The following is a 22,905-nucleotide window of genomic DNA, read 5'->3' as shown; positions in this document are numbered from 1 at the left end:
GCAGCGCCCAGCAGCGGCCAGAATCTGGGTCTCAGCGGAAGCTGCGCTGCAGCAGCACGAACACCGCCGCCACCACGCACAGCACGGCAAAGCCATGCAGCATGTCCATGCCGGCCAGCAGCGTGGCCTGCCGGTCGACTTCCTGCGAGATCCTGGCCAGCCCGCCCGCGGAGAGTACGTCGGGCATCTGCAGCGCCGGGTTGAAGCGGGTGATGTGCTCCACCAGGTGGGTGCGGTGCTGCGCCAGGCCGTCCTGCATGAACACGCTGGCCAAGCCGGTGCCCATCGCCGAGGCGATCTGCTTGCACACGTTCTTGAACTGGTAGGCGTGCGAGAAATCCTCGACCGGCACTTCCAGGTAGGTCATCGATGCCACCTGGACCATCAGCAGCACCGGCGTCAGCCCTTCGAGCAGCACCACCGGCACCAGCGCGTAGTCCGGCGCGCCGGGCATCAGCTGGTGCGACAGCAGCATCGCCGCGCAGGCGTAGACGACAAAGCCGATCGCGATCACACGCCGCTTGCGGAATACCAGCGCCATGCCCAGCGTGATCACGATGGCGCCGATGGCCGACACCGTGCCGCTGGTGGACAGCAGCATGCAGGTGGTGCGGAAGGTCAGCCCCAGACCGGTCTGCGTCAGCGTCGGCAGCAGGAACGACCATGCCGACGACAGCAGGTAGTACAGCGTGTAGAAGCCAAGGCCGTACAAGTACTGGCGCCCCGCCAGGCGCGAGAAGTCGATCCACGGGTCCGGATGGCGATACAGCCGCCAGCCGCTGAAGGCGAACAGCGCCACCCCGCACAGCGCGGCCAGCGGCATCTCCAGCGAGCTGAAGAAGCGCGTGTAGCGCATTTCCTGCAGCGTATGCAGGAACACCAGCGCGCCCAGCGCGGCGGCGATGGCGGCGGGCCAGTCGAGCGTCGATACCGGCGGATGCGGATCGCGCGGCGCGCGCGTGGGGTAGGTCAGCGCGACCGACAGCAGCACCGGCAGCGCAATGCCGGCCTGGAACAGGAACACCGCGCGCCAGCCGATATCGTCGAGGAAGATGCTGGTCAGCCAGGGCGTGATCGCCAGCATCGAGAACGCGCCGCCGCCAAAGCGCAGCATGAGCGGGCCGCGCTCGGCCGGCGTCGACACCAACTGGACCAGGATGCGCGAGGCCGCGAACAGGCCGCCCGCGCCCAAGCCCTGCACCGCCTTGCCGGTGATCAGCCCGGCGGGGCTGGCAAACTCGGCGCAGATCAGCGAGCCCGCGATGAACACCAGCAGCGACGCCAAGGTGAAGCGCTTGTAGGTGATGCGGCGCGCGATCTGGTCGAGCACCATGTTCATTAGCACCGCGGTGGCGGCGTAGGCCGAGATCGCGTACAGGTAGTCTTCCGGCGCGGCACCGACGCCGCCCTGGATATGCTGGCTGGCCACGCCCATCATCAGCGTGGAAGAGAAGTCGATGCCGGTCACCAGCCCCAGCGTCAAACCGAACAATGAAAGACGCCAGTGACCCATTTCGGGGTGACTGGCGATCTGCATGCGCGGGCGCGGGGGCGTGGCGGTAATGGGGGCGGGGGCTGCCGGAGCCGCGGGGGCGAGGCCGTCCGCTCCGGCTGGGACAGGCGTTTGTTGCATCGCTCAAGCATAATGTAGGCCCACCGTGGAGAACTACAGGCTGTCAGGGAAACATTGTCCGGTGAACGAAACAATCCAATGGAATGACTGGGAGGCGTTCTGCTGCGTGGTCGAGCAGGGCACTTTCACGGCCGCCGCGGAGCAGCTTGACTGTCCCAAGTCGCGCGTCTCGGCCGCGGTGGCGCGGCTGGAAACCGCCATCGGCGCCAAGCTGCTGGAGCGCACCACGCGCCGCATGCGCCTCACCGATGCGGGCAAGGCGGTGTATCGCGATGTGGCGCCGCTGTTCGCGCGGCTGCGCGAGATCCGCCAGGAAACGCTGGCGCGCGAAGAGCGCGTGCAGGGCGTGCTGCGCATCGCCACGCCCTATGAATTCGGCGCGCAGCAGCTGGGCGGCGTGATCTGCCGCACACTGGCGGCACACCCCGCGCTGGATGTGGCGGTGGAAATCACGCAGGGCCTGGTCGATCCGATCCGCGATGGCTTTGACGTGGCCTTCGTCATCGTCGACGCCGACCTGCCGGATTCGGGCACGGTGGCGCGCCGCATCTACCACGTCGAACGCGGGCTGTTCGCCGCACCTGCGCTGGCGGCCAGCCTGCCGGCGCAACTGCGCCCGGAAGACCTGGCCAACATGCCGACGCTGACCACGCCCGGCGACACGGTCTGGGAATTCACCCGCGACGGCCAGACCGTATCGGTGCCGATTCGCCCGCGCATGCAGACCCACAACGCCGAGTTGCGCCTGCAGGGCGCGCTGGCCGGGCTGGGCATCGCCCGGCTATCGGTGATCTATTGCGAGGCCGAGATCGCGCAAGGGCGGCTGGTGCGCGTGCTGCCCGACTATCCGCTGCCGCCGCTGCGCGTGTTCGCGCTGCTGCCGGACCGGCGCCTGCAGCCGCGCAAGGTGCGCGCCTTCATGGAAGCGATCGAATCGATGATGGTGTCGGAGTTGCCGCCGGAGGGACCAGAGGGAGGCGCCGAGACGGTACGGGATGGCGGCCTCGATGCCGCTGCGGACGGGCTGGCGCCCGGAGAGGCCCGCACGGCGGGTTGAGGGTCGCCGGCGGGCTGCCACGGCCGGGGCCGTGGCAAGTCACTGCGTGTCAGGCGCCGTCGGTGAACGCGTTGCGACGCTCGCTGACGTTGGCGCCGTCGGTGAACGGATCCGGCTTGCCGACGCGGGCGCCATCGGTGTAGGGGTCGGCGCGGCCGATGCGGGCGCCGTCCAGGTACGGATCGGCCTTGCCCACATGGGCGCTGCTGCCGTCCAGGCGCGCGAGATCGGAAACCGGTTCAGCGGCGTGGGCCGCGACGGCCAACGACAGGCCGGCGGCGCACAGCACGGAAAGCGCCAGGGTGCGGCGCTGGATCATGGTCTTCATGGTGTGGAGTCCTTCTTGGCAGGGGCGTGGCGTCAGCGCCGCGTTGCCCTGTAATGTAGGACTTCGCACGGCTCGGAAAAAGCGCGGCTCCGCGAAACACTGTCCAAGGCGGCGAACAATGTGGCGATGAATCGTTCCCCCTTCAATGCAGGCCGAACACGCCCGCACCGACCCGCGCGATGACCATCAGCAAAATCTGCGCAATTACGAACAGCACCAGCGGCGAGACATCGAAGCCGCCCAGGCGCGGCACCACGCGCTGGATCGGACGCAGCACCGGCGCGGTCAGGTGGTCAATGGCCGGGGTGATCGGCGAATGCGGGTTGACCCACGACAGGATCGCCATCAGCAGCGTGACCCACATCACCAGGCTGATGGCCCACTTCAGCACGTAGAGCACGGCGGTCAGCAGCATCACGGGCAGGAAGCCGGGCAAGTCGATGCCGCTGATCAGCGCAACCAGCGCCAGGAACACCACCGCGGTCAGCCATGCGGCCAGGATCGTGGCCCAGTCGATGCCGCCCACACCCGGGATGATGCGGCGCAGCGGCCGCACCAGCCAGTCGGTGATCTGGAACACGCCCTGCGACACCGGATTGCGCGTGGGCAGCCGCGTCAGCTGCATCCATACGCGCAGCAGCAGCGCCATGCCGAACAGGGTAAAGACGGTATCCAGCAAGAAGAGAGCGATTTCCGAGAACATCGGTGCGTTTTCCGGTGACGGGTGAAGGTGTCTGCAACCGCACAGATTCTGCCATAGCCGGGCGCGCGCACGGCGCAAACCGGGATCTGCTGCCGGCGGCCGCGCGGCCGCGACTGGCGGTGTGCCGTGCGGCCCCTATAATTGCGAGCGCCCCGACGGGGGCGCGTGCGCAGTTTCCGCGCCTCTTCCTCCCTTCGCATTTTTTTGCCGCCCATGCCCAGCAAGTCCGCCTCGTCGTCGCATCCCGCCCCGCTCAGCAAGGCCGACTTCGAGGCACTATCCGACTTCCGCTACCAGCTGCGCCGCTTCCTGCGGTTCTCCGAAGACGCGGCGCGCGAGGAGGGCCTGACGGTGCAGCAATACCTGCTGCTGCTGCATATCCGCGGCTGTGCCGAGAAGGACTGGGCTTCGATCGGCGAGCTGGCCGAGCGCCTGCAGGCCAAGCAGCATGGCGTGGTGGCCCTGGTCAATCGCTGCGAGGCCGCCGGGCTGGTCAAGCGGCGGCTCAACCCCGAGGATCGCCGCGTGGTGCAGGTGCACCTGACGGCCAAGGGCGAGCGCTACCTGAACCGCCTGGCCATGCTGCACCGGACCGAGCTGGAATCGCTGCGCGGCGCCTTCCGCGTGGCCCGCATCACGCAGTTCAACGACGACGGCGCGGAGCGCGGCTGAGCGCGGCCACGCCGGCATCGCACCCCCGTTACAGGCGGTTACCAATCACAAGCTCCGGTGACACCCGCTGGCCGCCGGCAGCCCTAGACTCGCGCGCATTCCCCAACACGCGCAGCGCGCAGGAGTCCTGACATGTCCATCCCCCTTCGTTCGGTTGTGCTTGCGGTGCTTGGCGCCGGTGCGCTGGCCGGGTGTGCCACGCCGTATGGCTACGATAATGGCTATGGCTCGGGGTATGGCGGGGGCTACGGTGGCGGGTATGGCAACAACGGCTATGGCAGCACGGGCTATGGCAGCAGCGGCACCACCATCAGCGGCTATCCCGCGCAGCAGGGGTATCCGCAGTACCCGCAGCAGGGCTATCCGCAACAGAATTACCCGCAGCAAGGGTATCCCCAGCCGGACTACCCGCAGTCTTCCTATCCGCAGCAGCCGTATCCGCAGCAGGCCTATCCGGACGGCAGCTATGGCAACCACAACGGCAACCCGGGCTACGGCGTGCGCTATGGCTGGGTCGAGGCGATTGAAGTGGTGCCGGGCCAGCCGCCTTCGACCAGTGGTGCCGGTGCCGTGGTCGGCGGCATCGTCGGCGGCCTGCTGGGCCATCAGGTCGGCGGCGGGCGTGGCAATACCGTGGCCACCATCGGTGGCGCCGTGGCCGGCGCGGTGGCCGGCAACGAGGTCGAGAAGCGCACCGGATCGTCGGCCGCGGCCTACCGGGTGCGCGTGCGCACCAGCGACAATGCCTACCTGACGCTGACCCAGTCCAACGCCTACCAGATGCGCATCGGCGACCGCGTCAGGATCGACAACGGCGTGGCCGTGCCGTACTGAGCGCGTCAGTCCGCGCCGAACAGCTGCGCGTAATCTTCGCGCAGCTGGCGCTTGAGCAGTTTGCCCGCCGTATTGCGCGGCAGGTCCGCGACGAACACGATGCGCTTGGGCACCTTGAACGGCGCCAGCGCCTGGCGCGCATGCGCGATCAGTTCGTCCTCGGTGGCGGCCTCATGGCCGCGCTTGCGCACCACGCAGGCCGTCACCGCCTCGACCCACTTCGGGTGCGGCAGCGCAAAGACCGCCGCTTCGGCCACCGCGGCATGGGTGTACAGGCACTCTTCCACTTCGCGGCTCGACACCAGCACGCCGCCCGAGTTGATCACGTCCTTGATCCGGTCCACCACGTACAGGTAGCCCTCGGCATCCAGATAGCCGAGGTCGCCGGAATGGAACCAGCCGCCGGCGAAGGCTTCGGCGGTCTGCTCGGCCTTGTCCCAGTAGTGCGTCAGCAGCTGCGGCGAGCGATGCACGATCTCGCCCAGTTCGCCCGGCGGCATGTCCTGCAGGGTTTCATCGACGATGCGGGTCTCGACGTTCAATACCGGCCGCCCCGCCGATGCCGGCCGCGCGGCGTGCTCGTCGGGCCCCAGCACCGTGGCCAGCGGCCCGATCTCGCTTTGCCCGTAGCAGTTGTAGAAGCGCAGCGCCGGCAGTTTCTGCTGCAGCTCCAGCAGCACCGGTACCGGCATGATCGAGGCCCCGTAGTAAGCCTTGGTCAGCGACCCCAGCCGGCCCGGGTCGAACTCCGCATGGCGCAGCAGCGCGATCCATACCGTCGGCGGCGCAAAGAAGCTGGTGATGCCTTCGGCGTGGATGGTGCGCAGGCAATAGCCGGCTTCCGGGCTGTCGGCGATCAGCGTGGTGCCGCCGCACAGCAGCAGCGGCATCAGGAACACATGCATTTGCGCCGAGTGGTAAAGCGGCAGTGCGGCCAGCGAATAGTCCGACGCGCGGATATCGCAGGCGGCAATGGTGCTGACATACTCGGCCAGCAGCGCGCGATGCGTCAGCACGGCACCCTTGGGCGCGGAGGTGGTGCCGGAGGTGTACAGGATCTGCGCGGGCAGGGCCTCGGCGAGGCCATCTGACACGGGTGCCGGCGGACCCTCTGCGGCGGCAACGAGGATATCGCGCGGGTTGGCGCGCGGATCGCCGCCATGCAGCGTGCCGCTGAGCTTGCAGGGCAGGCCATCGACGCGGTCAGCCAGCGCCGGGTCGCAAAAGATCGCGCTGGCGCCCGATTGCGTGACGATGTACTCGACCTCGGCGCGCGTCATCGAGAAATTGACCGGCACATGGATCAGGCCGCTGCGCAGGCAGGCCAGCCACAGCAGCACATAGGCGTCGGAATTCTTGCCGAAGGCGGCGACCCGGTCGCCGGGGCGCAGGCCCCACTGCGCCAGCGCGCCGGCCACGCGCGCGCTGGCGTCATCGAGCTGGCCGAAGGTCCACGACCGTTCGCCGAAACGGATCGCGGTCTTGCCCGGGCTGCGCCGCACGGCGCGGGCCATGGCGTCGGGGATGGTGTTGCGCAGGGCGCGCTGCTGCTCTGACTGCATGGTGGTCTCCATTGTTATGGTTGGGGTCCAGCAAGTCTTGAAGCCAAGCGCCGAGGATAAGGGCTGCCGCCTCGCCATGGCAAGCCGGCAGCCGTCGGGGTGCGGACTACAGCGATGCCGACAGGAACATCAGCGCGCGCCCGTGCGCCAGGGCGGCGCTGGACTGGTGATAGGAGCCGCGCGCCCAGCAGTTGAAGCCGTGGTCGGCCTGCGGGTAGACGAAGATCTCGCTGCCGGGTTTGCCGGCCATCGCCTCGCGCACGGCCTGCACGGCGTCGGGTGGGATATGCGCGTCGAGCGCGCCGTAGTGGAACTGCACCGGTACGCGGATATTCGCGGCCTCCTGCAACTGGTTCTGGATGCCGCCGCCATAGTAGGGCACGGCCGCATCCACCAGTCCGCGCGCCGCGCTCAGGTACGACAGCAGCCCGCCGAAGCAGTAGCCCACCGCGGCCACCTTGCCGGCGCCGGTATGCTGGCGCAGCACCTGCACCGTGGCGGCGATATCGTCGAGCGCGGCCGCCACGTCCACCGCCTTGCGCAAGGCCATGGCACGCGCCATGTCGTCGCCCTCATAGCCCAGCTGCACGCGCGGGGCCTGGCGCCAGAACACATCGGGCGCCAGCACGGCATAGCCGTCGGCGGCGTACTGGTCGGCCACGGCGCGGATATGCTCGTTCACGCCGAAGATTTCCTGCAGCAGCACGATGCCCGGCGCGCCGGGCTGCACGCCCGCCGGCGGCAGGCTCAGGTAGGCATCGAAACTGCCCGCGGCGGTGTCGACGCGGATCCACTGGCTGTCAGGAATGGCTGTCATGGGAAAGGGCTCTCCGGAAAAGACTTTGCACGGGCCGCCGCGGCAACATGCGGCGACGTCAGCCCGCCAGTGTGCCACCGCGCGCGGGTTCGTGCAGGGGCCGCGTGGAGCAGCGCTCAGTACGCGCGCGACTGCCGGTAGCGCTTGTTCCAGTTGTCGGTATAGGCCTTGACCACCGCCGCGTCGCCGCGGACCAGCATGCCGTTCTCGGCGTTGCGCTCCTGCGCCGACTTGGTGAAGTTGAAGGACCCGGTGAAGACCGCCTGGTCGTCGAACACCATCACCTTGTTATGCGCGATCGCGGGCTTGCTGTCGATCACCACCGGCACGCCGGCGTGCTTGAGGAAGGTGGCGCTGGTATAGCGCTCGCTCTGCTGGCTCTTGTCCAGGATCACGCGCACGTCGACGCCACGCCGGTGCGCCTGCGCCACGGCTTCGGCAATCGGGGCGCTGGTGAACGAATAGGCCTGGATCAGCAGGCGATGTCGCGTGCTGCGGATGGCATTGACCAGCAGTGCCTGGCAACTTGCGCCATCGGGAACGAAGCATAGGGTGTAGCCGCTGCCCTCGGCGAAGGGTTTGGCGGGCACCGGCCTGGCGTCGGGTGGCTGGGCCGGTTGCGCGGGCTTGCCGGTGCGGGTGGGGAAGTGATTGGCGACGGCCTCGTTGAAGGTCTCGCTGATGCTGTTGGCAATGGTTTCGGACACCTGGTCGAAGGTGGAGGCCGAACGGGCGTGCGCAAGCAGCGCGAAGGGACTGAACGAGGTGAAGGCCGACAAGGCGGTGGCCAGCCCCAGGCCCAGCACGGCCCGGCGAATGAATCGATAAGTCACGGCGGATCTTTGCGTCGGTGAATGACAGCGTGCGCGCGCCGCGCGCCGCACCTGTCTGGCGGGAACGCAGCGTAGCAGCCGCATACGCCACTGGCAAAGGGCGATTGTGTAACAGGATCTGCGCCCGGCAAGCTTGGGGCTATCCGCGGCCGGCGCCTATGATGGAGGCAACCCCCTGCGGCTGCGCCCGCCAAGGAGAGGCAATGACCAACCACACCTACAAGCTGGTCGAGATCGTCGGGTCGTCGCCCGACGGCTGCGACCAGGCGATCCAGAGCGCCATCACCAAAGCCGGCGAGACCATCAAGAACATCGATTGGTTCGAAGTGGTGGAAACGCGCGGCCATATCCAGAACGGCAAGATCGCGCACTACCAGGTCACGTTGAAGGTGGGCTTCCGCGTGACCTGAGCCCACACTGCTTTCAGGCGGCGGCAGCCGCCGCCCGTGCGGCCTGACTGGCATGCGCGTACAGACGCTGCAGCGCTTGCTGCGGGGCGTCGCGCAGGAATGCGAGCATCTTGTCGATGAAGGGCCCGGTGGCGGTTTGCGGCACCCGCCGGATCCATTGCTGCGCTTCGGCCTCGCGTCCCGCCAGCGCCAGCATCCGCGCATGGTTGAACTGCCCGCGGAAGTCGCCGCCTTCGGCCGCCTGGCGGTAATACGCGGCCGCGCGCGCCGGATCCTGCGCTACCTCCCAGCCGTCTTCATGGAAGCTGCCGATGATGTTCAGCGACTTGGCATGGCCAAGCGCCGCGGCGCGCTCGTACCAGCCGAGCGCTGCGCGCCGGTCCGCGGCGAGGCCGCGTCCCAGCACCAGCGCCGTGGCCAGGTTGTACATGCCCCAGTCCGAGCCACGCTCGGCCGCGAGCGTGTACCAGTGCGCGGCGGCGCGATCATCGGGTGCGGTGCCCCAGCCGTTTTCGTAGCAGCGGCCCGCCAGGTTGGCCGCGCCCGCGTGGCCGGCGTGCGCCGCATGCTTGAACCAGGCGAAGGCCTGCGCTTCGTCGCGCGTGACGCCATGGCCGGCCAGGAACCACTGGCCCAGTACCATCTGCGCGTCGAGGTGGCCCGCCACCGCGGCGCCGCCCAGCCACGGCAGCGCCAGGTGCGGCGGGCCGGCGAGCTTGTCGCGCAATGCGGCGGGTCCGAGCTGGTGGAGTTCGACTGGCGTGGCGACGCGAAAGGGCAGGGTATCCATACAAAGGGCTTCGCTTGAAAGGCAAAGCGGCACGCAGCCGGGGCCGGCCGCGTGCCGCGTGGTGCAGATGCGCAGTGCGGGCTGGCGACCTGGGCGGCCGCCGCGCTCAGTAGCGCAGGTTGAGGTTCAGCACCGCGGCGCGGCCAGGTGCCACGGTCGCGTAGTGCGAGGTGTAGGCCTGGCTGTAGTAGGTCTTGTCGGTGAGGTTCTGCACGTTCAGCTGCAGCGCCACGTTCTTGTTGATGCGGTACGCGGCCATCGCATCGAAGCGCCAGTACGACGGCACCCACTTGTTGGTGCCCTGGTTGCCCCAGATCTTCGACACGTAGTACGCGCCGCCGCCAAGGGTCAGGTTCGGCAGCAGCTGGTACGTGGTCCACAGGCTGAAGCTGTCGTCCGGCGTATTCGGGAACGACTGGCCGTTGCTCTGGCCGAAGGCCGCGCCCGCGCCGCCGTTGTTGCGCAGCTCGCTCTTCAGGTGGGTGTAGCCGCCGAACAAGGCCCACTTGTCGGTCAGGTTGCCGGAGAAGCCCAGCTCGAAGCCGTCCACGCGCTTGTTGCCGGCCATCGCCGCGGTGCCGTCCTGCTGCACGATGCGGGCGTTGGTGGTCTCGATGCGGAAGATTGCCGCGGTCAGTGCCAGGCGGTTCTTCAGCACGTCCCACTTGGTGCCCAGTTCGAACGAGCGGTTCTTTTCCGGCGCGAGCTGGTCGCCACGGTTGCCGCTGCGGTCCGGGGCCAGGCCGTTGGGGTCCGAGCCCTGCGCCAGGAACGCGCCCGCCGGCGTCGACGAGGTGCCGTACGACACGTAGAAACTGGCGCTTTCCACCGGCTTGTACACCACCCCAAGCTGGTAGTTGAACAGGTTGTCGTCGCGCGAGTATTCGGCACGCGAGCCGTTGGCCGCGCGCGCCGCGGTAAAGCTGGAGCGATAGCTGTCGAGACGGACACCGCCGTTGACGATCCACTGCTTGCTCAGCTCGACCGAGTCGAACAGGTACACCGACGCCGTATTGGTCTTGGCGTTGGTCGGGTTATTGGTGCGCGCGATGCTGCCGGCCCACGGGTCGTTGGGGTTGGGGTTGAGCAGCGTGGTGCAGTTGTAGCCGCTGGCCGCGCCGGCGCCGTTGGGGCAGCTGCTGTTGCCGGTGGCGACGGTGTAGCTGTCGTTCTCGCTCTTTTCCTGCGAGAACTCGACGCCGAAGACGTACTTGTGCTTGACCGCGCCGGTCAGGAACTCGCCCGACAGGTCGGTCTGGTTGGCCACCGTGCGCGCGGTGGAATAGCGCGTGTTCACGCGGCGCCAGAGCAGGTCGTAGTAGATGTTGCCCTTGCTGTCGTCAGGCTGCGTGTAGATGTAGTCCTGGTTGGTGCGCGAGAAGCGGGTCTGGTTGCGGAACTTCAGCGCCGGCGAAAAATCGTGCTCGAAGCGGATCGTGCCCATGTCGGCCTGGTCCTTGCGGAAGTCGCGGTCCAGCAGGCCGTAGTAGGTGCTGCGCGGCACGTTGACCGGCGAGCCGTCGCCGGTCTGGCGCATGCGCGGCAGGCCGTCGCGGCGCGCGGTGAAGGCGGGGTTGTTGTACGGGATGCCGACGTCGGGGATGTCGTCGGTCTGCATGTGGTAGTACGACAGTGTCAGGCGCGTGTCGGTCCCCAGGCCGAACGCCACCGACGGTGCCACGCCCCAGCGCTTCTGGTGCACGGCATCGCGGCCGGCGACGTCCTGGTCGTGGAACATCGCATTAAGACGGAACGCCGCGTGATCGGCGAACTGCCAGTTGCCGTCGGCCGTGCCGCGCACATACTGCGCGTTGCCGACGCCGATATTGCCTTCGGCAAAATTGGCCAGCCTGGGCGCCTTGCTGGTGATATTGATGCTGCCGCCGGCCGAGCCGCGCCCGTCGTAGGCACCGGCCGGGCCCTTGGTCACTTCGACGTTCTCGACGTTGAACAGCTCGCGCGACTGCGCGCCGATATCGCGGAAACCGTCGAGGAAAGTGCTGGCCTGCGCGTCATAGCCGCGGATAAAGGGGCGGTCGCCAACCGGGTTGCCGCCCTCGCCCGCGCCGAACGCGATGCCCGGCACCGTGCGCAGCACGTCGGTCAGCGTGGTGGAGCCGGTACTCTGGATGACTTCCTGGGGAATGACCGTGATCGAGCGCGGCGTATCGCGCAGCGGCTCGGGATTCTTGATCGACGACGAGCTTTCCGCCTTGAAACCGCTGTCCCCGGTGACCGTGACCTGCGGCAGGTCGACCGGCCTGGCGGGCGCCTCCTGCGCGGCCACCGGCGCCGCCGCGACCGCTGCGCCGACCACGCTGGTCAGTCGTGGCATGGCACCCAGCTTCCCGTGATTCTTTCTTGTTATGACTGACGAATACTGCACTTTACGCCTCAGTGGTTTAGCAAAATGAAACAATAATGAGAAGTATTATCATTTGCTTGTCATTGACTGGTCAAGGCTGGCCATGCATGCCGGAACCCTACCTGGCGAAAGTGTTGCGAAATTGCGGCGCTCGCGGAGGCCGCCGCGAGGCGGGCGTGGCCAAAAAAACCGGCCGGCGCTGAACTGCCGCCGGCCGTGCAGGGAACCGTTCAGCGGGCAGGGTTCAGTCGAACTGGTAGGAATAAATCATGTTGATGCGCGGCGAGCGGTGGCTGGCATTGGTCGGCTTGTCGCCGACCGGCTGGGCCAAAGATAGGTCCAGCGTGTAATAGCGCCGGTCGGAGAAGCGCGCGCCGAGGGCCACTGATGACAGGCTGCGGTGCGACAGCGACACGCTGTTGGAATACACGCGCGCGACGTCGGCCGACACGTAGGGCTGGATCGTGCGCAGGTAGGTCAGATCCGGCAGGAACAGCCGGCTGATTTCCGCCGAGGCGCCCCAGCCCTTGTCGCCGGCGACTTCGCCGGCGGGATAGCCCAGGCCGAAGAAGCGGCCGCCAAAGCTGATCTGCTCGCCGGAAGCCAGCCGGTCGCCGCTGTACTGGCCGGCCGCGGCCACGGTCAGGCCAAAGCCCGCGGGCAGGTCTCTGGACTGCGACAGCAGCAGCCGCGTGCGGAAGAAGCTCAGGTCGTTGCTGTTGTTCTGGCGGCTCGCGCCCATCGCATCGAAACCCTTGTACAGGCCCAGCGTGGCATTGCGGCTCACACCTTCGCCGCGTTGCACGTAACTCAGCTCGGCGGTGGCCACGCGCACGTTGGTGCCGAGCGTGACGCGCGTGCCGGTGGCGGTGTGGGTATAGCGCTCGAACTGGTCGGCACCGTAGACGCCGCCGGTCAGCGTCAGCGTATGGGCGTTGGACAGCAGCAGCGGATAGCTCAGCGTGCCGCCGATGCGCTTGGTGTCGTTGACATAGCGCGGGTTGAAGCCGATCGGCGCGAGCGTCGCGTTCTGCGGCACGCCGCGGTAGTGCGAGGCATTGAGCCGCGCCACCATGCCCTCGGTGCCGAGCGGCTGGGCGTAGCTGGCGGCGTAGTACTCCTCGCTGTCGCGGCCCTTGGGAAACAGTGCGGACACCGAGATCTGTTCGCCCAGCGGGGTCAGGCTGTTGGTGGTCGCCGTGGCGATGGCGCGCAGGCCCGGCGACATGTATTCGATGCCGGTGCCGAAGGTGAACGGCTTGCGCCTGACCTCAAGCACCATCTCGCAGGCGCCGTCGGTGGTAGTCGGCGGCTGCACCGTGGCCGCGACCTGCAGCCCAGGCTGCAGCGCCAGCGCGTTGACGTAGTGCTCGAAGCGGTCCTGGCGCAGCGGACGGTCCTGCTGCAGCTTCTCGGCAATGGCGCGCAGGCGGCCCTCGGCCGGGCCGGCCTTGCCGGCCACGGTCACCTTGGCCACATAGCCTTCGACCACGGTGACAAGCACATCGCCATTGGCAAAATCCTGCGCCGGCACAAAGGCGAACGACAGCGGATAGCCGCGCTCCTTGTACATCTGCGTCACCGCATTGGCGGCCTCCAGCAGCTGCGCCACCGTAATCTCGCGGTTGGCCAGCGGCTTGAATTGCGCGGCCACTTCCTCGAACGGCAGCGTCTTGGCGCCTTCGATGCGAAAGCGCCGCGGCGTCAGGCGCGCGTTGAGCAGATCCTGCATGGCGGGCTGCGGCCGCTCGACCTGCACGGTCACGCGGCTGTCGGGCCGGGCCGGCGCAATCTTGGGAAGCGTCTGGGTTGGATCGCCCTGGACCGGGCTGCGCGGATCGGCCTGGACCAGGCCGTGATGGAACGCGCCGACGCCGACCAGCAGCGCGGCAACGCGATGACGTGCACGCATGGCAAAACCCCTGTAAGAAACACTGCGGCTATTGACGTCGCGTGCCACGGGCGTGGGGATTGCCGCTACCCCCGGGCGCCTGCTGTCCGATGCTGCTGGTCCAGCGCGTGGCCGCTACGTTGAATCGGTAGTGCGCCGCTGCCCGCGATCCGGCGATCGCCCGGGCAGCGGGTCAAGGCGGGATTACTTCTGGCCGAGCGCGCCGCTCAGGCCGCCGAGCAGGCCGCCGACCAGGCCACCGATCGGACCGGTGGTGGTCGAACCCTTGGTGGTGCTGCCAGCGGTCGAGGTGGCGCCGCCGGTGACGGCTGAGACGACGTTGGTGACGGGGCCCAGCGGGCTGGTGCTGCCCGTCCCCGCCGTGGCGCCGCCGGCGCTGCCCACTACACCGCTGACCGCGGTAGTGACCGGCGCCAGCGGTGTGTTGGCGGTGGCGGAGGTCAGCCCCCCGGTGACCGCGCCGACCAGGCCGGTGACCGGCGCCAGCGGCGAACCGGTGCTGCCGCCGGTGGCGCTGCCCAGGCCGCCCACTGCGCCACTGACTAGCGAAGTGACCGGCGCCAGCGGCGTGTTGGCCGTGGCGGACGTCAGGCCGCCGGTGACGCTGCCGACCAGGCTGGTGACAGGCGCCAGCGGCGAACCCGTGCCGCCAGCGCCCGTACCTCCCGTCAGCCCCCCGGCCAGCGAAGTTACCGGTGCCAGTACCGGGCTCAGCGCGCCCAGGCCGCCGCCGCTGGCGGGGCCGTTCACCGCGCCGCCGAGCGCGGCCACGGTGGTGCCGGTGGCGTTCACCACGCCGCCGACGCCCGCAACCACCGGCGTGTTGGTCTGTTGCAGCTTGCTGCCGGCCGTTGCCAGCGCGCCGCCCACCGTCGCCAGCAGGCCAGCGGTCGGGGTGCCCAGCCCGGTCGCGGCGCCCAGCGACTGCGTCGTGCTGGTCAGCTGCGAGGTGATCGGCACGATCAGCTTGCTGGTGGTAATGGTCACCTGCTCGACCGCACCGCTCGACAGCACCGAGGTCAGCGTCTCGCCGGTGTTGCTCACGGTGTTGCCCAGCGTGCCGACCACCGTGCCCAGCGGCGACGTCAGCGGCGCCAGCGGCGCCAGCTGGCCGGTGCCCAGCCCGCTCACCGCCGTGCCCGCGCTCGATACCGCCTTGCCCAGCTCCGTCACCACGTTGCCGGTGCTGGCAACGGTGGTGCCGACCGGGTTGGTGGAATTGGGCATGCTGCCGAGGCCGGATTGCAGGCCCGTGGCCAGCGCGCCCACGGCATCGCCGGTGGCTGCCACCACGCCGCCCAGGCCGCTTTGCGTCTGGGTCGGCACCAGCGGCAGGTTGGCATTGCCAAGCTGGTTGCCGAGATCGGTGACGGTGCTGCCGGTATTGCCCAGCACCGTGCCAGCGTTGTTGATCACCGTGGCGGTCGGGGTCAGCGCGGTGGGCGTCTCGCCGCCGCCGGTGTTGCCGCCATTGCCACCGGTGCCACCGGTGCCACCCGTGCCACCGGTACCGCCACCCGTGCCCCCTGTGCCGCCGGTACCGCCCCCGGCGAGGTCGGTGCCACCACCAGTTCCCCCGGTGCCGCCAGTGCCGCCGCTGGTACCGCCATTGGTACCGCCGCTGGTACCGCCATTGGTGCCCGCTGTGTCGCTGGTGCCCATGGACGTCGAGCCGCTACCGCTGGCGCAGCCACCGAGGGCCAGCAGGGTTGCAAGGAGTGCCGTAACGGCGAGTTGTTGTTTGCGCATGGTCTGTTCCTTCATTCCCGTCGTTTCAATCGCTCGGCCGCGCAACGCGTTTGTCTTCTGCGTGCTGCGGTGACGCTGATAGCGCAATCGCTATGCCAGCACTTTGGCGCGCTACCGCACAGACCCCGCCGAAGTCGGGTGTGGCCCCGGCCAAGCCTTGCGGCATGCGGCTTGCACGGTGATCGGGGCAAACGGCGCAAGACCCGCGCGAGCGTTTGCGCGAAGCGGGCGGCGCGTTACGCGTTACGTAACGTGTGTCGTTGCGCGGGGAACAAAACCCGCGCGGGCGATGAGGTGCGCAGGCCGCTGACGCGCGCTGTCCGCGCCGCCGCTGCGTGTTCCCGCCGGCCCGGAACACGTTACGTAGCACGTAACGCGTTCTGACCCGGCCGCGGCGCTGCCGGCGCCGGTTCCGCCGCCACCCCGATTCACCCGGCAAGCCGCGCCGCACAAGGCCTGCAAGCAGCGCGCCGGTCTGTGCGCCAGCCCACCTTGCAGCGCTGGCATGCGCCTTGCCAATGGCTATCCCGACGCCGCCGACGATTTCGCGTTCCACCGTGTTGCCATGACTGATGGGGATGGCAGGCCGGTCGAACAAAGCGGGACAACCGGGGGGCTCGTCGGCATTCCATGCGGCTCACAAGAAAAGACGGCCCGGCAGCGCCGTGGTCAACCAGACAGGAGAAGGACCATGAAGACCAAGCATCCCGCACCGCTTTCCATGACCTCGCTGGCCGCGGCCGGCGTCGCCGCCCTTGCCTTGCTGATGTCGGGCTGCTCGTCGAGCGGCGGCGGCAGCGGTGCCAATCCGCAGCCCAGCAGTGGCGGCGCCGATACGCCGGTCACGCCGCCGCCGCCGGCCGCCGCGCAGACCACGCCGACCGCCAAGGTCACCGAAGGCACGGGCAACACCGTGGTGTCAGCGGGCAATGCCGTCAGCGAGATCGGCAAGTCGATCCAGGACGCGCCGCTGCCGCTGCTGCCCACCGATGCGCGCCAGGGCGCGGGCGGCGTGGTGGTCAATGCGGGCGAAGCGGTTGGCGCGCTCGGCGCCGGCGTGCGCGACGGGCTCGGGCAGATGGGCGCGGTCGACAACCCGCTCGGCGTGACCGTGTCCAGCACCGGCAACGTCGTGCGCGAAGTGGGCGATACCGTGGTCAGCGGCGGTGCGCTGGTGCAGGGCCTGGGCACCGAGAAGCTGGCGCCGCTGGCACCGTTGACCACACCGGTGGGCGGCCTGGTCAAGCAGGTGGGCACGGCGGTACAGGGTGGCGGCGACAAGCTGCAAGCGGTGCTGTCCGATGGCGCCGTCGCGCAGGTCACCAACTCGCTCAGCAAGGTCATCGTGCCGCTGACCAGCAAGGTCACCGACGGCACCCAGACCCTGGGCGGGGCCACGCGCCTGGGCGAACCGGTCAACGGCCTGCTTTACAAGGTGGGCAATACCGTGGCCACCGGCGGCAGCATGCTCAGCAACACCCAGGCGCCGGTGGTGGCACCGCTCGGCGGCGTGGTGACCGAGGCCGGCAAGACCGTTGCAGCGGTGGGCGTGCTTGTCAACGGCAACGGCCAGGCCGGCGGCAACCCGCTGGGCGGCCTGTTGAACAACCTGCCGCTGGCCGGCGCCGGCAACGGCCACGGTGGCGATGGCAGCGCCGGCGGCAATGCGCTGGGCGGCCTGCTCGGCAACCTGCCGCTGGTCAAGTCCGGCAGCGGCGATGGCGGTGCCGGTGCCGGTGGCGGCGGTGCGCTGGGTCCCGTCGGTGCGCTGCTGGCCCCGGTGACCGGCCTGGTCGGCGGCATCAAGAGCGGTGTCGGCGGCAGCGCCGGGGGCAGCGCCGGCGGCGGCGACAGCAAGCCGCAACTGCCGATCCTGGGCGGTCTGCTTCACTGAAATGTATCAACCCGCATAGGTGTTTTCACGGTGCGCTGTCGCTCATCACCCCGTCGCAGCGCATCTTTTTATTCCCTCTGGCCGCGCGGCTGAAATGCCTGCGTGGCCAGGCTGCGGGCCGGTTTGCGCCGGCCCGCCTGCTCTTTAACAACCTTTGGGTCCAACGCGCGCTCGGCCGTTTGAAACGGGTGCTTTAACCCCTTCGGGTCATTACTATCACCCGTAGGAGGGGTATGGTTGAGACATACCATGTCTTATAAAAAAAGCGCAGCAAGCGTGAATAGTCGATAAAAGAGCGGGCCACAGAGCACCGTGATAATCGAACGGGGGAAGCGTGATCGCGGCGTCAGATCACTTCGGGAGTGTCAAAAAAATCATGAAACGACTCATTGCACGCTTTATTAAAGATGAGCGCGGGGCAACCGCTATTGAATATGGGCTGATTGCGGGACTCGTAGCCCTTGGTGTTGCTGTCGGTGCAACTCAACTCGGCAAAGACCTCACCACCGGTTTCAAGAATCTTGGACAACAAGTCTTGAAGTGGCTTCCTGCGGCAGGGGAATAAGCACTTTACAGCCGTGCTTGCCGCGCTGCTCTGCGCGGCGACCCTCTACACAGACTTCGCTTACCGTCGCGTTCCGAACCTCCTGCTGGCGATTGCCGTGCTGGCCCTTGGGCTGGCGCTGATCGCCGGTCAGGCCGCGGAACCTTCGCTGGCCGCGCGCCTGATCGGCGCGGGGCTGGGTCTTGCCGTCACCTTGCCGGTCTACGCCCTCGGGCGCATGGCCGCGGGCGATGTCAAGTTCCTGACGGTGGCGGGGTTGTTCACCGGTCCGCAAGGGCTGGTGGTGGCGTGGGTCGTCGGCAGCCTGCTCGGGCTGGTGCATGCGCTGCTGGCGCTGGCGCTGGCGCTGGCACTGGCACGCCGCACGCCGGCCGCGGATCACGCTTTGCCTTCCCAGGACGAACCACTTCCCACGGCGCAGTTTTCGCTGGCGCGCGGCATCCCATATGCGGCGTACCTGGCCGTGGGCGTGCTGGCCTGGACCGCTGCGGGCCAATAGCCGGACAGGCTTGAGGCCGGCAGGCCGCGCCGCCGGTCGACGCGAAAGAACACCAGGGACCGGGGTTTCAGATGTTGCTGCACGCAGGGACCAACAGGAGGATCGACCGACGCCGCCACGGCGCCGGCAGTGCCGCGATCGAATTCGCCATCGTGGCGCCGGTGCTGATCACCATCGTGATCGGCATCGTGTACTACGGCGTGATGCTGGCGCTGCAGCAGGTGCTGACGCTGGCCGCTGAAGAAGGCGCGCGCGCGGCGCTGCGCTATCCCGCCGGCGTTGCCGGCACCAGCCTGGCAGCCACCCAGCAGGCCCGTGTCAATGCCGCGGCCGCGATGGCGCGCAACACCCTTCCCGCATCCATCAGTGCCTTGATTCCCGCTGCCGGCATTGCCGCGGCCGTGCCATGCGCGGCGGGCTCGGCCGACATCTGCGTGCAGGTCACGCTGACCCTGCCCACAACCAACATCATGCCCGCAGTACCGATGGTGCCGCTCCCGGCCGCGCTGTCGGGCTCGGCCATGGTCCAGCTCTCTCCTGATATCTGATGCGCCTGACGAAACGCCCCATGCCCGAACCAAGGATTTCCGCATGACCAGCAAGCAGATCCGATTACTGGCCATCGTGCTGCTTGGCCTGGCCTTGCTGCTGGCCCTGCTGGCGTGGCAGGTGGGACGCCAGCCGACCCAGCCCGCGGCATCGGCGAGCGCCAGGCCGCTGCATCCGGTGGTGGTCACCACGCGCCCGGCCGAAGCCGGCAAGCCGCTCGATGCCGAGTCGCTCAAGCTCGAGATGCTGCCGATCGATCCCGCCGGCGCCTACCGCGAAGTGGCGCGCGTGACCGGGCAGGTGCCGCTGGTGGCGCTGGGCGCCAACGTGCCGGTGCTGGAAAGCCAGTTGCTGTCCGGCCTGGCCGCGCAGGTGCCGGAAGGCGAGCGCGCGGTCGCGGTGTCGGTCGATGAAGTCATTGGCGTCGGCAACCAGGTGCAGCCCGGCGACTATGTCGATGTGTTCCTGGTGCTGCGGCGCGACCAGCAGGAAATCCCCGACAGCCAGGCGCGCATGCTGCTGTCGCGCCTGCGCGTGCTGGCCTACGGCGTGGCTTCGGTCAACCGGCCGCAGGCGGTCAAGCCGGAACAGATGATGGCGCGCCAGGAAGGCGCCAAGACCGCGGTGCTGTCGGTGCCGCTGGAATACGTCAGCCGGCTGGCGATGGCGCAGCATTCCGGGCGCCTGATGCTGGCGCTGCGCAATCCGCAGGATGAAGCCATGCCCAGCGACGGCATGTTTGCCGAGCTGCCGCCCGCGCTGGCGACACGCGCCGGCATGGGTGCCGACGCACCGCGCGCCGCCACCGACAAGGCCACGGCCGGCGTGCTGCTGTCCGGACTGGCCGCCACCGCCGGCGCACCGGCGCCGCGCGCACCGGTGGCAGCGCCGGCACCGCGGCCGCTGCAGGTTGCGGCGCCGCCGGCGTCGGCGCAGCTCAGGGAACGCGCCGGCGTGGAAGTGATCCGCGCCGGCAAGCGCGACATCGAATAAGAACGTGGGCGCCCATCGCATGCCAATCCAGAACACCCCAGCCCATGCCGTGACGCTGCGCCGCCGGCTGATGCAGCTGACGCTTGCCGCCATGATCGCCACCACCGCGTGGTGCGCGCTGGCGCCCCGTGCGCAGGCGCAGGACGCCGCCACGGCGCGGCAATTGCGCCTGATGGCCGGCGCGCAGAAGGAGCTGCGCAGCGCGCAGCCAGTGGAACGCGTCGCCGTGGGCAACCCCGCGGTGGCCGATGCGCTGGTGCTGCGCACCCGCGGCGCGCCAAGCGTGCTGCTGGTGGCCAAACAACCCGGCGTGACCGACGTGATGGTGTGGACCCGCGGCGGCGCCGAGCCGCAGACCTACAGCGTGCAGGTCGATGCCATCGCGCCCGACGCCGATGGCGCAAAGCTGGGTTATTCGGCGGCCGGCGCCACCATCACCGGCCAGTCGCCCGACGCCTACGCCGCCGCGCGCGCGCAGGCGGCGGCGCGCGCGGCCACCGCCGGCAAGGCCGACGGCAAGCCGGGTCTGGTGGTGGACCGCTCCACCGTGCCGCTTTCGGGCACCGTGCAGGTCGACGTCAAGGTGGTGGAGATCAGCAAGACCGTGCTCAAGGAAGTCGGCATCAACTTCTTCCGCAACAACTCGGGCTTTGCCTTTGGCACGTTCTCGCCGTCGACGCTGAACAAGTTCACCTTTACGCCGGGCAGCGGCGGTGCGCCCGGCAGTTTCAGCGCCGACATCGCGTCGCCGATGAGCAATGCCTTCAACCTGGTGGCCGCGTCGCTCACGCACGGCATCTTCGCCAACATCAGCCTGCTGGAGGCCAACGGCCTGGCGCGCGTGCTGGCCGAGCCCAGCCTGGTGGCGCTGTCAGGGCAGAGCGCCAGTTTCCTGGCCGGCGGCGAGATCCCGATCCCGGTGCCGCAGGCGCTGGGCACCACCACGATCCAGTTCAAGCCGTTCGGCATCGGGCTGACGGTGTCGCCCACGGTGCTGTCGGCCGACCGCATTGCGCTGAAGGTGGCGCCCGAGGCCAGCGACCTCGACCCGTCGCGCGGCATCTCGATCAACGGCGCGGTGGTGCCGGCCATCGTCACGCGGCGCGCCGATACCACGGTGGAACTGGGCGACGGCGAGAGCTTCGTCATCGGCGGGCTGGTCAGCCGCAACACCGTCAGCAACGTCAACAAGGTGCCGGTGCTGGGTGACCTGCCGGTGATCGGCGCGTTCTTCAAGAACCTGAACTTCCACCAGGAAGACCGCGAGCTGATGATCGTCGTCACGCCGCGGCTGGTGAAGCCGATGGCCAGGAACGCGCCGGCGGCGCAGGCTGTCGGCGCCGACGGCCGGACCAACGCCAGTCCCAACGTGTGGGGCTGGTATGTGCTGGGTGAATACGCGGACCCGACCTTGCCGGGTTTCTCGAAATAGCCGCCGGCCATGCCGGCTGGCATGGCCCACAGCTTTGAGGCGGAGAGATGGACTATTTTCTGTTGCACGCAACGCAGGGCGAAGTCAGGGACTGGCTGGGCCGGATCATCGGCGCGCTGGGCACGCTGGTGGCCGAGGGCGGGGCCCAGGAAGGCTTTATCGAGCGCGTGTCCGAGCTGCGCCCGGGACTCGTGTTCCTGCATTTCTCGGCAGAGCTGGCGGGGCCGTCGGCGCGCCTGGCCGAGCAGCTGCAGCGGCTGTTCCCGGGCCTGCCGCTGGTGGCCGTGGGGCACGCCGGCGAGCCCGGCGTGATGCTGGCCGCGCTGCGCGCGGGCGTGAAGGACTTCATCGACCTGCGCGATGCGCCGGCCGAGGCCGAGGCCGTGGTCAAGCGCCTGGCCGTGCCGAGCGAGCAGGTGCGCCCGGCCGAGGCGGCGCGCCAGGGCAAGATCGTGGCGCTGCTGGGTGCGCGCGCGGGCGTGGGCGTGACCAGCCTGGCGGTCAACCTGGCCGCGGCGGCGCGCCGCCACCTGCCGCGCCACGCCAAGACCGATGCCCGCGCCGAAGTGCTGCTGACCGACCTGGGCCTGCCGGCGCGCGACGGCGCGCTCTACCTGAACCTGAGCCCGGGCTTTCATTTTGTCGAGGCGGTGCGCAACCTGCGCCGCTTCGACCAGGTCTTCGTGCAGACCGCGCTGACGCGCCATGGCAACGGCGTGTGCGTACTGCCGCTGCCTGCCGCGCTGAGCGAGTTGCGCGACATTTCGTACGCCGATGCGATCGGCCTGCTCGAGCGCCTGCGCGCGTTCTTCGACCTGCAGATCGTCGACCTGGGCGGCTTCGGCAATGCCGAGTTCACCGCGCAGATCGTCAAGGCCGCCGACAGCGTGGTGCTGGTGGCGGACCAGAGCGTGGGCGCGATCGTCTCGGCGGCGGAACTGGTGCACGAACTGCGCGCGCGCGAAGTGGAGCGCGACGACCTGCACCTGCTGGTGTCGCGCTTCGATGCGCGGCTGGGCGTCGATGCGGCGCAGATTGCGCGGCGCGTGGGCGTGGAATCGGTGGCGACGCTGCCGGACAGCCGCGAGGCGCTGGTGCTGGCGACGAACCGCGGCGCGGTGCTCGCCGACGACGACCCGCACTGCCCCTATGTGCGCGCGCTGGCCGAGCTGCTGGCGCGGCTGGGCTACCGCACTGCCGCGGCCAGGGACACCACGCTGCTGGCGCGGATCAAGGACAAACTGCCCGCGGCGCTGCGCGCAGCGCTGGTAGCGCGCGGTGCGCGCACGGCACGCACTGGAAGCTGAC

Annotated in this window: 21 protein-coding genes; 11 read left to right on the top strand and 10 right to left on the bottom strand. The window is 68.9% G+C overall.

Annotated elements, in window-relative coordinates; genetic code table 11:
• Positions 1-31 precede the first annotated feature (31 nt).
• Complete coding sequence (locus ACOCMH_RS02235) at positions 32-1,633, bottom strand: MFS transporter (protein ID WP_427307548.1); 1,602 nt, start codon at positions 1,631-1,633, stop codon at positions 32-34.
• A gap of 61 nt (positions 1,634-1,694) precedes the next feature.
• Here ACOCMH_RS02235 and ACOCMH_RS02230 point away from each other — a divergent pair, with 61 nt between their 5' ends.
• Entirely contained in the window at positions 1,695-2,690 is a 996-nt protein-coding gene (locus ACOCMH_RS02230) for a LysR family transcriptional regulator (protein ID WP_427307547.1), read from the top strand.
• A gap of 49 nt (positions 2,691-2,739) precedes the next feature.
• On the opposite strand, the gene ACOCMH_RS02225 is transcribed toward ACOCMH_RS02230, so the two are convergent.
• Both ACOCMH_RS02225 and ACOCMH_RS02220 read right to left on the bottom strand, forming a co-directional pair.
• Entirely contained in the window at positions 2,740-3,018 is a 279-nt protein-coding gene (locus tag ACOCMH_RS02225; RefSeq protein WP_427307546.1) for a hypothetical protein, read from the bottom strand.
• Between the two features lie 142 nt (positions 3,019-3,160).
• On the bottom strand, positions 3,161-3,721 hold the full coding sequence (locus ACOCMH_RS02220; RefSeq protein ID WP_427307545.1) for a YggT family protein: 561 nt from the start codon (positions 3,719-3,721) through the stop codon (positions 3,161-3,163).
• A 213-nt stretch (positions 3,722-3,934) separates the two neighbouring features.
• Between ACOCMH_RS02220 and ACOCMH_RS02215 the strand changes: the two genes are divergently transcribed.
• Together ACOCMH_RS02215 and ACOCMH_RS02210 are read left to right on the top strand one after the other, a co-directional pair.
• Positions 3,935-4,393, top strand: coding sequence for a MarR family winged helix-turn-helix transcriptional regulator (locus ACOCMH_RS02215; protein WP_427307544.1), 459 nt, complete (start codon positions 3,935-3,937; stop codon positions 4,391-4,393).
• Positions 4,394-4,525: 132 nt separating this feature from the next.
• Positions 4,526-5,227, top strand: a complete 702-nt coding sequence (locus tag ACOCMH_RS02210) for a glycine zipper 2TM domain-containing protein (RefSeq protein WP_427307543.1) — start codon at positions 4,526-4,528, stop codon at positions 5,225-5,227.
• 5 nt (positions 5,228-5,232) lie between these two features.
• On the opposite strand, the gene ACOCMH_RS02205 is transcribed toward ACOCMH_RS02210, so the two are convergent.
• From ACOCMH_RS02205 to ACOCMH_RS02195, 3 genes are all read right to left on the bottom strand, one after another.
• Entirely contained in the window at positions 5,233-6,789 is a 1,557-nt protein-coding gene (locus ACOCMH_RS02205) for an acyl-CoA synthetase (RefSeq protein WP_427307542.1), read from the bottom strand.
• 106 nt (positions 6,790-6,895) lie between these two features.
• The gene (locus tag ACOCMH_RS02200; RefSeq protein ID WP_427307541.1) at positions 6,896-7,606 is read right to left on the bottom strand and encodes a dienelactone hydrolase family protein; all 711 of its coding nucleotides are present in this window, start codon (positions 7,604-7,606) and stop codon (positions 6,896-6,898) included.
• 116 nt (positions 7,607-7,722) lie between these two features.
• On the bottom strand, positions 7,723-8,439 hold the full coding sequence (locus ACOCMH_RS02195) for a phospholipase D family protein (RefSeq protein WP_427307540.1): 717 nt from the start codon (positions 8,437-8,439) through the stop codon (positions 7,723-7,725).
• 203 nt (positions 8,440-8,642) lie between these two features.
• On the opposite strand from ACOCMH_RS02195, the gene ACOCMH_RS02190 reads away from it, so the two are divergent.
• Positions 8,643-8,849, top strand: coding sequence for a dodecin (locus ACOCMH_RS02190; RefSeq protein WP_022537411.1), 207 nt, complete (start codon positions 8,643-8,645; stop codon positions 8,847-8,849).
• 13 nt (positions 8,850-8,862) lie between these two features.
• Here the strand turns inward: ACOCMH_RS02190 and ACOCMH_RS02185 are convergent, their stop codons facing one another.
• The 4 genes from ACOCMH_RS02185 to ACOCMH_RS02170 form a co-directional block, all read right to left on the bottom strand.
• Positions 8,863-9,639, bottom strand: a complete 777-nt coding sequence (locus tag ACOCMH_RS02185; RefSeq protein ID WP_427307539.1) for a tetratricopeptide repeat protein — start codon at positions 9,637-9,639, stop codon at positions 8,863-8,865.
• 106 nt (positions 9,640-9,745) lie between these two features.
• On the bottom strand, positions 9,746-11,974 hold the full coding sequence (locus ACOCMH_RS02180) for a TonB-dependent receptor (RefSeq protein WP_427307538.1): 2,229 nt from the start codon (positions 11,972-11,974) through the stop codon (positions 9,746-9,748).
• Between the two features lie 274 nt (positions 11,975-12,248).
• Positions 12,249-13,916, bottom strand: coding sequence for a ShlB/FhaC/HecB family hemolysin secretion/activation protein (locus tag ACOCMH_RS02175; RefSeq protein WP_427307537.1), 1,668 nt, complete (start codon positions 13,914-13,916; stop codon positions 12,249-12,251).
• A gap of 183 nt (positions 13,917-14,099) precedes the next feature.
• Complete coding sequence (locus ACOCMH_RS02170; protein WP_427307536.1) at positions 14,100-15,665, bottom strand: collagen-like triple helix repeat-containing protein; 1,566 nt, start codon at positions 15,663-15,665, stop codon at positions 14,100-14,102.
• A gap of 691 nt (positions 15,666-16,356) precedes the next feature.
• Here ACOCMH_RS02170 and ACOCMH_RS02165 point away from each other — a divergent pair.
• From ACOCMH_RS02165 to ACOCMH_RS02135, 7 genes are all read left to right on the top strand, one after another.
• A complete protein-coding gene (locus ACOCMH_RS02165; protein ID WP_427307535.1) occupies positions 16,357-17,559 on the top strand; it encodes a collagen-like triple helix repeat-containing protein in 1,203 nt (400 codons plus the stop codon).
• A 376-nt stretch (positions 17,560-17,935) separates the two neighbouring features.
• Positions 17,936-18,124, top strand: a complete 189-nt coding sequence (locus tag ACOCMH_RS02160; protein WP_025582889.1) for a Flp family type IVb pilin — start codon at positions 17,936-17,938, stop codon at positions 18,122-18,124.
• Between the two features lie 13 nt (positions 18,125-18,137).
• Positions 18,138-18,623, top strand: a complete 486-nt coding sequence (locus tag ACOCMH_RS02155) for a prepilin peptidase (RefSeq protein WP_427307534.1) — start codon at positions 18,138-18,140, stop codon at positions 18,621-18,623.
• Between the two features lie 71 nt (positions 18,624-18,694).
• On the top strand, positions 18,695-19,171 hold the full coding sequence (locus ACOCMH_RS02150) for a TadE/TadG family type IV pilus assembly protein (RefSeq protein WP_427307533.1): 477 nt from the start codon (positions 18,695-18,697) through the stop codon (positions 19,169-19,171).
• 43 nt (positions 19,172-19,214) lie between these two features.
• Complete coding sequence (gene cpaB / locus ACOCMH_RS02145) at positions 19,215-20,165, top strand: Flp pilus assembly protein CpaB (protein ID WP_427307532.1); 951 nt, start codon at positions 19,215-19,217, stop codon at positions 20,163-20,165.
• Positions 20,166-20,184: 19 nt separating this feature from the next.
• Positions 20,185-21,597 (top strand): type II and III secretion system protein family protein, encoded by a 1,413-nt coding sequence (locus tag ACOCMH_RS02140; RefSeq protein WP_427307531.1) that lies wholly within the window; start codon positions 20,185-20,187, stop codon positions 21,595-21,597.
• Positions 21,598-21,644: 47 nt separating this feature from the next.
• Positions 21,645-22,904, top strand: a complete 1,260-nt coding sequence (locus ACOCMH_RS02135; protein ID WP_427307530.1) for an AAA family ATPase — start codon at positions 21,645-21,647, stop codon at positions 22,902-22,904.
• The last annotated feature ends 1 nt before the right edge of the window (position 22,905 follow it).

Source organism: Cupriavidus sp. H39 (assembly GCF_050271075.1).
Taxonomy (GTDB): Bacteria; Pseudomonadota; Gammaproteobacteria; order Burkholderiales; family Burkholderiaceae; genus Cupriavidus; species Cupriavidus necator_B.
This window is presented reverse-complemented; position numbering and strand designations above follow the sequence as displayed.